This window comes from Virgisporangium ochraceum (assembly GCF_016863655.1).
GTDB classification, from domain to species: domain Bacteria; phylum Actinomycetota; class Actinomycetes; order Mycobacteriales; family Micromonosporaceae; genus Virgisporangium; species Virgisporangium ochraceum.
Genome location: NZ_BOPH01000105.1, coordinates 1 through 14,102 on the forward strand (window position 1 = coordinate 1; position 14,102 = coordinate 14,102).

Genomic DNA, 14,102 nt, shown 5'->3' on the forward strand with positions numbered 1-14,102 from the left:
CCTGGGCCCACGGTGGAACAACGTCGCCGGCGCATCGATGGACCCCGACATGCCCGGGGAGAGCCTGTTCGACCTCGCCCTGCCTGCCGCGTTCCGCGGCGACCTCGACGACCACCATCTGCACCCGGCGCTGCTCGACTCGGCGACGTCGTTCGCCCGCGATCCGGAAACCGACCCGTTCCACCTGCCGTTCATGTACCGCGAACTGACCGTTCTCACGGCGCTCCCGGCCGAACTGCACAGCCACATCCGGCGCCGGCAAGACAGTCCGCCCGGGACGATCGTGGCCGACGTGGATCTCGTGGCATCCGACGGCACCGTCGTCGCGCGGGTGCGTGGTTACACCATGCGGGCCGTCACCGACGGGTCGTTCCTGCCGCAGCCCGCCACTACCGGCGGACCGGACGGGGTCGATCCGGCAGGGGCGGACCCGGAGCGCAACGGGTCGGTCGGGATCGCTCCGCGCGTCGGTGCACGCATGCTGCTCGATCTTCTCAGCGTCCGGACCCCGCGCCAGGTCGTCGTCCGACCGTTCCGCGATGCGCACCCGGTGCCGCTGAGCGCACGCGCCGATGCCGCCGGCGGTACCGGCGCCCCTCTCCGGCACCCGGGAGCGGGCCCGGGCGTGCAGCCGCTCGCGACACCGGCAGAACCGGACCGGCGCGCCGCGCCCCCACCGGTGGCGCCCGGAACCGATGACACGCACCGGCTGCTGGAGCTCTGGCGCGACGCCCTCGGCACGGAGGATCTGGGCGAGAACTCCGACTTCTTCGAACTCGGCGGGAACTCGCTGATGGCCGTCGAACTGATGTCGAAGATCCGCGACACGTTCGGCGTCGACCTCAGCATCGCCGCACTCTTCGACCACCCCACGGTCGCCGCCCTCTCGGCCGAGCTGCGACGTCTGGGAACCGTCTGAGATGGCGCAGGCTGCCCACACCGTCCCGCTGACGTCCGAGTGGTCGGTGTGGCGCGTCGGCGCGCTCCGCAGCGCCGGCACGCCGTTCGACTGGCTGGATGGTCTGGCCGTCGGGGCCGGCAGCGACGGTGCCGGGACCGCGATAGGCCGGGCGCTCGGCGAACCGCGCATCGTGGAAGCCCTCTCGTGGCAGAACCCGCCGCTGGTCGAGAACTGGGTGGGCGCGTACAGCGCGGCCGCCCGCGACGGGGATCCTCCGCGCTGCACCGGCAAGCGCGCGGCCACCATCGCCCGGTACCTGCAGCGCTACTGCGCCAAGAACGACACCATCGGCTCGTTCGGCCCGGTCGCATGGGCCCGCCTCGACACCGAACACGACGGGGTGGCGGTGAGCGGGACGACGGAGATCCGCCACAGCACCGTCTATCTGGAGCCGTGGGTCCTCGTCGCACTCGGCGCGCGGTGGCGCCGGGACGGGCGGCTCCTGCCACATCTGCCGGTCCGTCTGCACCCGGCCGTCTGGTGGGACGGCCGGGTCCTACGACTTCCGTCGCGCGCCGGTCCCCCGGTCTCCGGACCCGTCGCGGCCGTGCTCGACGTGCTGCGGGACGACCACCGGCTCACGGTTTCCCGCACCGCGGCTGAAGCCGCGCGACGATCCGGCACGACGGCGGCCGAGGTGCAGGAGGAACTCGTCCGGCTCGGCTCGGCGGGCATCGTCGACATCGGATTCCGGATCCCTATGGACGAGTCGCCGGCCGCGCACCTGCGTGAGCAGGTCGCCTGGATCACGTGCGCCGACACCCGGGCGGTGCTCCTCGCCGAGGTGGACGAGATCGAACGCGCGCGCGACGCCGTCGCCGAGGCCGTCGGGGATCCGTGGCGCCTGCACGAGGCGCTGTCCGCGTTGTCCCGCACCGTGTCCCGGCTCACCGGCGCGGCCGGCCACCGCTCGAAGGACCGCGCCCGGGTAGGTCGCACACCGGCCTATGTGGACTGCCGGCGGGACCTCGATGTCGATATCGGCCGGAATGCGATGGACGCGCTGCGACGTCCCCTCGGTCTGGTCCTCGACAGCGCCCGGTGGCTCGCCGCCGAAGTGGCGGACGCCGTCGAGGCCGCGCTGCGCGTCCGTCACGCCGAGCTGGGCCGGACCGGCCGGCAGATCCGCCTCAGCGAGCTCTACTTCAGCGTCGCCGACGTCCTCGCCGGTCGTCCCGGAACGGTGATCGACGAGGTGATGACCGACTTCCACCTACGGTGGCGCGAGCTGCTGCCCGACGACGACCGGCCCGTCGTGCGCCTGTCCTCGGCCGATATCGGCTCCCGGGCCGCAGCGCTGTTCCCCGCCCGCGCCGCGCGTTGGCAGGGTGCCCGCTACCACAGCCCCGACCTCATGCTGTCCCTGCGCGGTGACAGGCCACAGTGGATCCTCGGGGAGCTGCATGTCGCCCTGAACACGTTGGAGAGCCGGGTCTTTCACACGCAGTCCGACGACCCGCGGTGGCTGATCGGCGCGACCGCGTCCGACATGGCGGCGGGGCGCGTCGTGGCGCTGCCGCCGGTCGACTCCCCGGAGGTCAGTCCACGAACCTACCCTCCGCTGACCGTGCACGTCCCCGGCCGCTACGTCTACTGGTCCACCGGGCTCGACTCCGGCGCGCCGGACGGCTCACCCGCGTGGCCGGCGGCCGCGCTGACGGTCGGAAACCACGACGGGAGGCTGGTGGTCGAGGCACCCGGCGGAGCATGGCACGCACCGGTCCTGGAGGTTCTCGGCGACATGCTGACAGCACTGGTCGTCGACCGGTTCCGGATCACCGCACCGCGGCCGTCCACCCCCCGGGTCGTCCTCGACGATCTCGTCGTTCAGCGACGGAGCTGGACCGTCCCGGGAGCACACCTCGCGGGGGGCGTCCGGGCGGTGGAGCGCATCCGGGCGGACCTCGCCGCGCGCGGGCTACCACGACATCTCTTCGCGCGGACGGCGCCCGCTACCAAGCCGTTCTACGTCGACCTCCAGGCTCCGCTGCTGGTCCGCAACCTGATCCGGGCCTGCGGCCCGCCGAGCGGTACCGGCGACGTCCGCCTGGCCGAGATGCTCCCCGGCCCGGAGGATCTGTGGCTCACCGACCCGGCCGGCCGCCGGTACACGTCCGAGCTCCGAATGATCGCCGTCGACAACCTGACGGGCAGCCCGCGGCGCGAGCCGTGGACGAAAGGAGAGGTCCGTGGAGCGTGACTACTGGAGGACGGTCCACTCCGGACAGAGCGGCACGACGATCGCCGCCGTGGACTTCGTCGGCACCCATGCCCGAGCGACGTTCTCTCACATGGCCGCCGCCCTGCCGGGCAGCCACACCATGATGAGGACGGCGGTTCCGAAGGAGGTCGCGGATCGGCGGACCGGCGACCCGGGACCGTACCTGGCCGCGTGGATGCGGGAACTCGCCGAGATCGACGACGTGGTGGCCGTCATCGGCTACTGCGCCGGTGGTCCGTTCGCGATCGAGATGTCACGGCGTCTCGCCGCCTCGGGTCGGCCGGCGCCTGCCGTCGTGCTGATCGATCCGGAGCCGGTGTCGGCGGAGACGCTGCGGTACCAGTTCCGTCTGGTCGCACGGGCGATGGGACAGGAAACCGCCACCGGAGCACCCGACGTCGCCGGTACCGGACCGGTCGCGGACGGCGGCCCGGGACATCTGCTCGCCCTGGCGGCGGACCTGTCCGGCCGGTACGAGGCGATGGTGCGCGACAGCTTCGTCCGCCTGGACCTCGCCCCGGACCTCGGCGACGAGCTGGTGCTCCACTTCCGGCGCTACCTCGACTACCTGTGCGCGGCGGGAGCCCTGTACGGCAGCGCGCCCGCTCCGGACGCGCACGCCTTCATCTCCGCCGACCACCCCTTCCCCGACGGCCTCGACGGGCCGTGCCGTCGGTTCGACGTCGCCCGGGAGGACTTCCTGGGTGATCCCGGCGTCGTCGACGCCGTCGCGCGGCTCGTTGCCGCGGACCGGCCCGGCACCGCGGTCACGCGTGGCGCCGGCCGCTGACCGGGCGGCCGCGCATCGCGTCGAGAACCGGACACGACCCGGTGGCCAGGAACGTCAACGCCGAACCGCCGCCGGCGCTACGCCGGCCCGACCACGGCAGCTCCGCCACGGTGTCGCCGCCGAGCAGCAGTGCGTTGTCACCTTGCAACGCGAAAGCGCCGAGGATGACGTCGGTGGTTGCCCGGCAGCCATCGACGTACAGCGCTGGCGTTCCGGCGAGCAGACACCTGACCGGGCGGCCACGCGAGCCGCTCAGCCGGCCGAGGGCCCAGGGTTCGAGAACGAAGTCGACGATCATGTCGGCGTCGGGGATCGGCTCGCTGACCCGCGCCCGCCGCACGTCGGCGTGCCGGTTCCCGGCCGCGCGGACGAACACCTCCGACGCGACGTGCAGCTCCGCGCGCCGTGGCCGGGACCGCACCATGCGGGCCGCCGCCACCATGCGGTCGGCCGACGTGCCGAGGAAGGAGCCACCGATCGAGTGCCCGCCGGCGCGCAGCAACGCATTCAGCACGACGCCGCCGGCGATGACGAGGTCGTACCGGTCGACGAGATACGCCAGACCGACCTCGACCTTTTCCCGCTTCATCCCGCCCAGAACCGCCACCGAGTAATGACTCTCGTCTGTTCCGGCCCACCGGTCCAGCGCGGTGACCTCCCGGACGACGCTGTCGGCCAGAAACGCCGGGCGGTGCGCCAGTATGCCGACATTCGAGGCGTGTGCACGGTGCGCCTTGGAGAAGCCGCCGACCGCGACCTGATCGCCGAGCTTCGCGAACTCGGCGGCGAGCTGCGGGTCGTTGTTCTGTTCGCCGGCGTAGAAGCGGGTGTTGCCGAAGACGGTGACCGAACCTGGAGCCATGGTGTGCGCGAGATCGACCGCCTCCCCACCGACCGCCGCGGGCACGTACTGCACCCGCGTTCCCAGCCTGTGGCCGAGGTAGTCGGCGACGTGGCCGAGATGCGCTGCCGAAGCCGGGCCGTCGCCCTGGTGCGAGAGCAGAGCCACCCTGGCGCCCCCTCGCACCAGCCGTCGCAGATCGGCGACCTCGCTGTCGATCCGCGCGGAGACCGGTAGCTCGCGTCGGCCGGCCACGGCGGGCACGTTGAACCCCGCCGAATAGACCCACCGCGATCCGCGCTCGACGACCGCGTCCCGGAGCAGAGGGACATCCCGCAGCGCGGATACCCCGGACAGCGAAGCATGTGACATGACGACCACGTCCTGACGCATCGAGCCGACCCTGTTGTATTGTGCCGCACGGCATGGCCGCTGACACGCCGCCGGCAATCCACCTGCTCGCATCGGGACCCGCAGGCATACGTATCGGGGCGGCAAGAGGTCGCCGCAGCTGATCAGGCCGGGTACTGTCGGCCGACAGGGCGACTGGAAGCTAACCGCGAGGGCTGTTACGGAGTTCGCCGCGCCAGTGCAGGAGTTTGTCGCGAGTCCTCAACGTGTCGGGGTGGTCCCGGCCAAGAAACCGACGTTGGTCGACCAGCAACTCTTCCAGTGCTGCAGCAGCGCCGGCCGGGTCTCCGACTTCGCCCTGCCAGTGGGCCAGGTCTTCGCGGTAGCCCAGAGTCTCGCGGTGGTGAGGACCGAGCGCTCGCGTAGTGTCCCTCACCAGATCCCAAAGTTCGGCGATGGCAGTCGCCGGGTCTCCGCCTGCACGGCGGAAGAAGGCGATGTAGTAGCGGCGCGAGAGGGTCCGGGGATGATCGGGCCCATACAGCCGCAATGTGTAGGACAGGATTTCGTGGAACGCGTCGACCGCACCCTCGTTGTCACCGGCCAGGCCGCGCCAGTAGGCGTGGTTGCTACGGATCGTCCAGATCACAGGATGATCGGCGCCGAGCAGGCGGACGGCGTCGGCCTCGACCACCTCGAATTCAGCAACGGCTTCAGCAGGGTTGACGGCCATCCCTCGCCAGGTGGCGATGTCCCCACGGGTTCTGAGCGTATCCGGTTCGCCCGGCCCCAACACACGGGTCTGGTCGGCGAGCAGCGTCATGAACGTAGCAAGCTTCTCTGCGGGGACCTCACTGTCAGCCCAGAAGGTTGCGAAGTAGCGAGTTTCGAGAACGTCTCGATGATCCGGACCATGCCTCGCGTCCACCGCGATCGACAGTTTCTGAAAGTACTCGGACGCGCTGATCGCGAGGCCGGTGCGACCGACGCTGTCTCCGGACTTGAACAGCACCCGATGGACACCATCTTCTCCATCCAGGAGAAGCGAGCCGGTGTGCTCGTACAACCTCGCGACGTTATTACGAAGCAACTGGGCACGAGCGGCGTCGTACTCCACCGGTGGCCACATCTCCAGCAGCGCGTCGGCGGCGGCCTGCGCCAGGGCGCGCATCTGATCAGGAGCAACAGCCTCACGCACGGCACGTTGAAGTAGGCCATGGATGCGAATCGCGCCTGCGACCTCGTCTATGGTGATCAGACTGAAGCGGCGCAAGAGATGCAACGCGTCATCGATGTCGAGAGCTTCGATCGGCCGGCCCAGGCGGTCGGTGCAGTAGTTGGCGATTGCCCGGCTCGCGGACAACTCACCGGGGACAGCGTTCGGATCGAGCAGCGCACACAACTGGAGAACAGGACGAGCCATGCCGACGGGGGCCAACCGATCCGCCTGGTCGATCGACAGGACCCACGTCGCGGACACAGTCGCCTGATGCTGGTCAGGCAGCGCATGAGGGGCCAACTCAGACAGCCGGCGGCGCTGGTCGGCCAGCCGCTGCCGATAGGCGGCGCAGGTCATACGAACTCCGCGGTCGAGGATGTATGCCGCCGCCTGGGCCAGGGCCAACGGCAGGTAACCCAGATCCGAGGCCAGTGCGTCGGCCTGTTCCAACCGGTGGGGATGGTCCTCCAACTTGCTCTGCAGATAGTTTCTTGCTTGCGCTGGGGTGAAAACATCCACGTCGATCACTCGTCGGCCGGCCAGCAACGCGGCGTCGCGTCTGCGGGTCGTCACGACCGTACGGCCCCGTTCCACGACGGGCGGCCATAGACCTGTCAGGTCGGCCGGGTCCGCCAGGTCGTCCAGAACGATCAACCACCGCCGATCGGTGACGGCCAACCACGCCAGCAGCCGATCCGCTCCGTCCAGCGGGTTCGGGTCGTCGATCCCGGTACTGGCGGTCGCGGCTTGCGCATAGGCATCAATGATGCCCACACGCGAGGTGGCGGTCACCCAGACGAGCAGGTCTACCGCGCCTCCGCTCCACAGTTGATTCGCGATGGTCGCGGCGACCTGGGTCTTACCGACCCCTCCGAGTCCTGACACCACCTGACCTACCAACACGGCGCCAGGTTCAGCCATCGCAGTAGCCAACCGGTGGTCGGCCGGGCGGTCCTGCCGGCAGTGCACCGGAGGTGGCACTACTCCGACACGCACCGGCCAGACCGGCTCACGCCCCGGATAGACGTGAGCGTGAACGACGTTGGTGGTCAGGGGCGCGTAGACACTCCCCCCGACTCCGACTGAACCAGATCCGGAGACGTCACCGACCGGCGCGACCCCGCCGAAGTAGTTGTACTGCGAGTTGTGATCGCCGAACTGGCCACCCCTGACCGATGCGACGTCAGATGCCGGCGAAGCTGTCGACCGTCGGTCCGGCGACTCGGCCGAGGGTCCGGACGACGGGTCCGGCACCAGATCGATCAAGGCGAAGAGCCGCCGAACGGCGACCAGCACCTGCTCGTCATCGCCGACCCCGGACTCGATCAAGACCTCGCCGAGACGGTCCCGCAGCATCACCGGTTCGACTCCATCGGCATCCAGTTCCTGCACGACCTCGGCATGGGCGACGCCGACACGATCCTTGATCAATTCCTTCAACTCGACGTGCGCGGCCACGACGGCGGCCGAGGCCGGACCCTGTCGTCGCATCCCAGCACCGGCGAACAACGCCGCGACGATCGCCTCTACCGCCGACATGTACCGCTCCCACCCAGGTCGATGGACACCTATGTTCCGGAAGACCGACCGTCACTCACACCTGGAGAACGTATCGATCTCGCCGGACCCCCTCGTCGAGAAACTCGGAGGGTCGAGCTGTCAGTCCGGGGAGCTGCGGTCGTTCTGTCCACGCGGAAGAACCGCAGGTCCGAAGACGACCAGGTCGACAGCACAGCCGGCCGGATCGGTCCGCCTCGCGGTGACCTGGATGCGGCGGGGCCACTCGGTCACATCGACGTGGACACCGCCCCGGTCCCGATCGTCGTCCAGGATTCCGGCCGCGACGGATCGCCCGTCGAGGCGGACCTGCCACTCGACGGCCGCACCGGCGCAGTCCGGGGACTCCATCCGGAACACGCCCCGGACCCGCCGTGGTGTCAGGACGCGAAGGCCGTAGCCGTCGAAGGTCGTGTCGATGGAACCGGCCCGGCCGAGGGTCCAGCGGTGCCCGCGGTAGTCCTTGGCGCATCCGCCTCCCCCTACTCCGTTAGCCGTCACATTGCAGGAGAGCGTGACCACGTCGGTCTCCGGCCGGTTGCCTGCCAGATACGGCGTGGGAGAGACCGAGTTGGTCCCGGTCACCATGACCACGAACGCGGCCGGCACGGCGGCGCACAGACGTGCGGCGAAGTTCCGCCATACCGGCCGCTCGGTCGGTGCCGACGCGACGTACGGGTCCGGAGACGGTTGCTGAAGCCCGCCGGCAAGCCATTTCTGGACCCGACCGTGCCGGAACTCGTAGCGGACACCGTTCTGCCGGATGACGCCACGCCGGTGCGCGTCCTCGAGAAATCGCACAAGCCGCACCGGGAGCCTGCCCGTCATCGCGAGCCAGGCCCGTGAGTACGCGTAGAGCCCCCACGGTGAGTCCATCAGAGCCCCGACGCCGAACATCACCCCGAAGATCACGACGAACTCGAACGCGACGTGCTGCCGGAGTTCGAAATTGGACCCGAAGGAGAGGCCGAGGAGAAGCCCGAACACCGTTCCGCCGGCGACGCTGCGCAGGGTGGCCCGCCGTCGTTCTCGCATCAGCACCGCGCGGGGAGTGGGACTGCGGTCATCGTCGACTCTCATCAGCGGGTCGCCCGCGTACCGCAGAGCTACCGCCGTCGCGATGGCCGAGCAGACCGCGGTTGAGATCGTCTGGGGCATGTCGAACCCCACCAGCCACGAGGCCGTCGCGGTGAAGCAGCCGATCGTGGTGGCGGCGGTCAGCAGCGACAGCGGGCCGGTCGCGCGGTTCAGTTCCCACCACGCGAACGCCGTCGACCCGTTCCGCTCCATGTGCCGTGCCAGGAAGGTCAGCCACCGCTCAGCGCTCGCCTGCCGGTAGCCGATCAGCCTGGTGGGCACCGCGAAATGGCGCCGGCGCCGGCCGTAGGCGGCGGGGACCAGCTGCTGGATCAGGTACGCCTCGACCGCGGCCAGATCGGCGAACCGCTCCGAATCGGCGAGATCCCGGGCGGCCGTCGGAGACCGGGTCAGCAGGTGGTTCGTCAGTGAGGTCATCAGGGGCGAGGTCAACGCGCGGGTCAGCGGCTTGTCCTCCGAGGCGAGCACCCGGTCGAGCGACCCGGCCGCCGCCGTCACTCCATTCGGGCGGGGCCGGGCCAGGAAGGCGGCCGCGTCCGCCACGGCCAGCGGTTCGATCCGGACGGCACTTGCCCGACCCAGCAGGTTCTCCGCCACGGCCGCCGGGTCGTCGTCGGGTCCCGACCGGACCGTCAGGATCATCGGGACTCCGCGGGCTGCCGCCGCATTGACCGCATCGATCAGGGCCCGTCGGGCCGCCGGGGCCACCTCGTCGACCCCGTCGAGGACGGGCATCACCCGCGCCCGCACCACCAGCTCCCGGGCCAGGGGCAACGGGCAGATGTCGGGATAGTCGTCGGCGAGCTGCCGGGCGACCCAGTTCTCGATCTCCTCACCGGCCGGTCGCCATCTCGACGGGCTCAACACCACCGGTACCGGCTCGCCCGGCGTACGGGTCCGCAGCAGATGGACGGTGAGCAGCATCGCCAACGCCGTCTTGCCCGCACCCTCGCCACCCAGCACCACCAGCCGCCGCGCCGGCAAGCCACGGAACAACGTCACGATGGCGTCGAGGTCACCGGCCATCCGCTCGCGCACTTCGCGGTAACGGGCCGCGGCCACCGACGGCCCGGCCCGGCCGTCCGGATCCGCGGTGTTCATCCACCAGGTCGTCATGACCGACGCCGGCGGCATCAGCCCCCGCTCGTGGCTCTCCGTCGCCCATTGCAGATGGATCACCCGCGCCAGCTCGGCCGCGGCGGTCTCGACCTCGTCCCGAACGAAGTAATTGTGCTGCGTATTGTGGTTGCCGAACTGACCGCCCTGCACCACGTCGACCACCGTCGGACCGGCCAGGACCAGAAGCAGCCGAGCGGCGTCGAGAACCTCCTCGTCAGCGGCAACTCCGGATCCGGTCAGAGCGTCGGCGATGTGGTCGCCGAGCACCGCCGGTCCGATCGCGCCGTCGTCGGCGACCCGGACGAGATCCACATACCTGGCGGCGGCCCGGTCTCTGATCAGGTCAAGCAGCCGCGCGTACGCGTGGCGAACGGCAGTTGGGGTCGCGGCGGACCGGGCCGTGCGGGCACCGGCGACCAACGCCGCAATGAGCACTTCCTGCGCCACGATCCGCCCCCGTCCGAGACTGAAGGATCTCCATTCTCGGGGAAAGGCGCCCGTCGATCACACGCGAAACAGTCTCGCCTCGCCGCCCCATTACCGGCGCCCGACGACGATCCTCAGTCGCTCACGCGGCTCAGGAGACGGCGCGGCATCGCCGCTTCCCGTTCCCCGACGAACCGGATCGACGTGAGGCAAGCCCAGCAGGAGACATGGCCGTTGGCCTGCCCGAGCGTGGTGTTGCCGAGGTTGGTGTGCCGCAGGCTGGTGCCACGGAACGACTCCCGGTCATGGCCGAGGGCGTGGAGACCGGGGCGGCAGCCGACCTGCTGGCCGCGCTCGGCTGCGATCTGGCCTGTCCACCGGAGTAATGCGGTTGTCGGAGAGGTGCACGCCGGCGCCGGCGTACTTTCCGGCGGTGACGGACTCAGGAAGTCCGGTGCGTGACCGAATTGTGGGTCGACCTCGGCATCGCGCCGTTCAGACCGGAGAGCCAATGACCTACTACCTTGCCGCCAGCGTGGTCCTGGTCGGCGCGTTCGTCGTGGCGGCGCTGGCCGGTGCCCCGGCTGACGTGGGTATGGCGCTCGGTGAGCTCGCGTTGATCCTGGGCCTCGGCGCGGCCCTGTTCGGCATCCGGCGGTACCGTCTCAACTCGGCCTGCCCTTGGCTGCTGGTCGCCGCGATGGGGCTGGTGTTGGTGGCGGGATTCCTGCCGTCCGGCGTGCTGGCGGGCACCGCGTCGCCGCCCAGCGTCGCGGACGTCCTCTATCTCGCCTCGTACGCGGTCGGGGGCCTCGGTCTTCTGCTGACGGTGCACCGGCGCACACCGCAGCACAGCCTGCCCGGCCTGCTGGACTCCGCGATCATCACCGTATCGGCCGGGCTGCTCACCTGGATCTACCTGATCGGCCCGATCCTCGGCGCCGCGGACGTCGGCCTGGCGAGCCGGCTCGTGGCCGCCGCCTACCCCTTGGGTGACCTGATGCTGCTCAGCCTCGGGGCGCGTCTACTGCTGGACGGCGGCTCGAGGTCGGTGGCGATCTACAGCATCACCGGCTATCTGGCCCTGACCATTCTTCCCGACACGCTCAACACGCTCGACGCGCTGGACGGGCAGACCCGGTGGACCGTCGTGGTGTCGCTGTTGTGGATGGTCTCCGGCCTCGTTCTCGGCGCGGCCCTGGTACATCCGTCGGCCAGCGACCTGTACGCCCCCACCACGGCGGAGAATCTCGATCTGGGTCCGGTACGGCTGGGCGTGCTGATGCTCGTCACGCTGCTCGCGCCGGCGGCCCAGCTACTGCAGTACGTGCGCGGCGCGCCGACGTACATCCCGCTGACCTGCGTCTCGTGTTGCGTGCTGTTCACTCTGGTGATCGCCCGGCTCGGTGGCGTGGTCGCGGTGCAGCGCCGGATGGCGGTGACCGACCTGCTGACCGGTCTGCGTACGAGGCGCTACTTCGAGAACGCGGCGGCGCGGCTACCACAGACCGGTGACCGCGCGGTGGCGGTGCTGCTGCTGGACATCGACCACTTCAAGAGCGTCAACGACACCTACGGTCATGACGGCGGCGACCGGGTCCTGCGTGAGGTCGCGCGCCGGCTGTCGCAATCGGTGCGGCCCAGCGACGTCCTCGCACGCTACGGAGGCGAGGAGTTCGTCGTCCTGATGCCGCAGACCCGGCCGGAAGACGCACGGATGATCGCCGAACGTGTTCGCGAGGCGGTCGCCCGCCGGCCGATCGAGGTGACCGACGGGGTCGCCATCACGGTCACGGTCTCGGTCGGCATCGCCTGCCGACCCGGCGACGTCGACGAGACGCGGCAGCTCACCACCTTCGCCGACCGGATGCTCTATCTGGCCAAGGAATCGGGCCGCGACCGGGTGGTCGGCGCGGCCGATGCCAGCCTGCAGGCGGCGAACCGTTGAGAACGCCGGGGCCGGCACGCCCCGGGGCACATCCGGCGCAGGATCGGGAAACGGTCATCGACTCGCCGGGCGGGCGTCTGCGCGAAGAATGCCGCCAGCGGCTCGCGTACAGCGGGTCGCGCACGGGCGGAACGCTAGTCGGCCGGTGCGACAGTTCCCCGCGGGTGCCCGCCCCGCGCGAGTACCCGGACCATGATGTCCGGCCGCAGCAGCAACGGCATCGGCGCGATCAGGTTCGAGACCCGGGCGAACGTCGTGGACACCAGTGCGTCGCGTTCGGCGGCGGCGTGCAGCCGGCCGATGTACCGGTTCATCACGCGGTCCATCACCGTGCGCCTTCCCGGCACGTCCGGGAAGGACTTGTCCGCGCCGACGCTGATCTGCCACGGTACGTCGATCACCGGTCTGATCGCGGCGAAGAACCGCCGCCAGTCCGGCCCGCCCGCGGCGAGGTGGTCGCGCAGGATCGTGGCCTCGACGGCCGAGACACTCATGCCCTGGCCGTACATGGGGTTGAAGCTGCACACCGCGTCGCCGATCACGAGCAGCCCGGCCGGGAAGCGGCGCAGCTTGTCGTAGCGGTGGCGCACGCTGCCCGGGAACCGGATGAGCACCGGCCGGTCGATCGGTTCGGCGACCCGGATCGCCTCGTACAGGTCGGGTATCGGCAGGGTCTTCGCGAAGGCGAGGAAGCCCTCGTCGTCGGTGGGTGCCTGGTCGCCGAGGATGCCGAACAGGGTGACGATCGCGCGGTTGTCCTCGCCGATCTGGATCACCCCGCCGCGGGGACGGGTGAGGGTGGGCCCGATCAGGATCACGATGTCGCCGCCGAGCGCCGCCGGGCCGAGCCGGTAGGTGCGGGTCGTGTAGGTCAGGTCGATGTCGAGGCGTTCCTCGGGCGGCTGCTCGTATCCGAGTTCGGTGAGCCAGCGCGGCGTGCGCGAGCCGCGCCCGGTCGCGTCCACCACCAGGTCCGCCTCGATGACCTCGGCCGCGGTGGCCTCTCTCCTCTGGACCCGGGCACCGGTGACGCCCCTCGAATCGGCCGAGGCGACGAGCCCGACGATGTCGGTGCCGCCACGCAGGTCCACGTTCGGCAGCTTCGCCACCCGGCTGCGCACGTAGTTCTCCAGGAACGGCCGGCTCGGCGCGAGCCCGGCCAGCCCGACGTCGGCCTGCTTGAGCCGTCTGCCGTTCGGGCACATCCTGACGTTGCCCGACATGTCACCCATCGGGACCCCGGCGGCCGCGACGTCGTCCGTCGTGCCCGGCAGCAGGTCCTCGATGGCCCGCAGACCCGCGGCGAGCAGGCCATGCGCGTGCCGCCCCTGCGGAACCCCGCGCCGCGGTTCGGAGTTCACGGCGACGGCGACGTCGTCCCGCTCCACCACGACCACATCGGCGTATGTGGCGGCGAGCACGCGGGCCGACAGCAGACCGGCCAGGCTTCCTCCGAGGACGACAGCACGATCCCTGCCGGTTGCCATACGTGCCTCCCTCGCAACGATGGGTGGCAATGTAGCGCGGGCGGAACCGTCGCGGGCAGGGGAATGGACGGAGATTTTCCAAAC

9 protein-coding genes are annotated in these 14,102 nt (G+C 70.4%); 5 read left to right on the top strand and 4 right to left on the bottom strand.

All coding sequences use genetic code 11. The features are described 5' to 3' along the window. The 3 genes from Voc01_RS38135 to Voc01_RS38145 form a co-directional block, all read left to right on the top strand. A partial coding sequence (locus Voc01_RS38135) for a phosphopantetheine-binding protein (protein WP_203932557.1) occupies positions 1–919 on the top strand: 919 nt, incomplete at its 5' end. A gap of 1 nt (position 920) precedes the next feature. Continuing rightward, a complete protein-coding gene (locus tag Voc01_RS38140; protein ID WP_203932558.1) occupies positions 921–3,161 on the top strand; it encodes a lantibiotic dehydratase in 2,241 nt (746 codons plus the stop codon). Then, a complete protein-coding gene (locus Voc01_RS38145; RefSeq protein WP_203932559.1) occupies positions 3,151–3,972 on the top strand; it encodes a thioesterase domain-containing protein in 822 nt (273 codons plus the stop codon). Before Voc01_RS38140 ends, Voc01_RS38145 begins: the two co-directional genes overlap by 11 nt. Here the strand turns inward: Voc01_RS38145 and pgk are convergent. From pgk to Voc01_RS38160, 3 genes are all read right to left on the bottom strand, one after another. Continuing rightward, positions 3,950–5,206 (bottom strand): phosphoglycerate kinase, encoded by a 1,257-nt coding sequence (gene pgk / locus Voc01_RS38150; protein WP_203932560.1) that lies wholly within the window; start codon positions 5,204–5,206, stop codon positions 3,950–3,952. The two genes, Voc01_RS38145 and pgk, sit on opposite strands and share 23 nt — an antisense overlap. Before the next feature lie 160 nt (positions 5,207–5,366). After that, positions 5,367–7,922 (bottom strand): NB-ARC domain-containing protein, encoded by a 2,556-nt coding sequence (locus Voc01_RS38155; protein ID WP_239160799.1) that lies wholly within the window; start codon positions 7,920–7,922, stop codon positions 5,367–5,369. A gap of 120 nt (positions 7,923–8,042) precedes the next feature. Continuing rightward, positions 8,043–10,604: an NACHT domain-containing protein gene (locus Voc01_RS38160; protein WP_203932561.1), complete on the bottom strand. Its 2,562-nt coding sequence runs from the start codon at positions 10,602–10,604 to the stop codon at positions 8,043–8,045. Positions 10,605–10,810: 206 nt separating this feature from the next. On the opposite strand from Voc01_RS38160, the gene Voc01_RS38165 reads away from it, so the two are divergent. After that, on the top strand, positions 10,811–10,969 hold the full coding sequence (locus Voc01_RS38165; protein WP_203932562.1) for a hypothetical protein: 159 nt from the start codon (positions 10,811–10,813) through the stop codon (positions 10,967–10,969). 125 nt (positions 10,970–11,094) lie between these two features. Further along, positions 11,095–12,531: a GGDEF domain-containing protein gene (locus Voc01_RS38170; protein WP_203932563.1), complete on the top strand. Its 1,437-nt coding sequence runs from the start codon at positions 11,095–11,097 to the stop codon at positions 12,529–12,531. A 134-nt stretch (positions 12,532–12,665) separates the two neighbouring features. On the opposite strand, the gene Voc01_RS38175 is transcribed toward Voc01_RS38170, so the two are convergent. Further along, entirely contained in the window at positions 12,666–14,018 is a 1,353-nt protein-coding gene (locus tag Voc01_RS38175) for an FAD-dependent oxidoreductase (RefSeq protein ID WP_203932564.1), read from the bottom strand. Between the last annotated feature and the right edge of the window lie 84 nt (positions 14,019–14,102).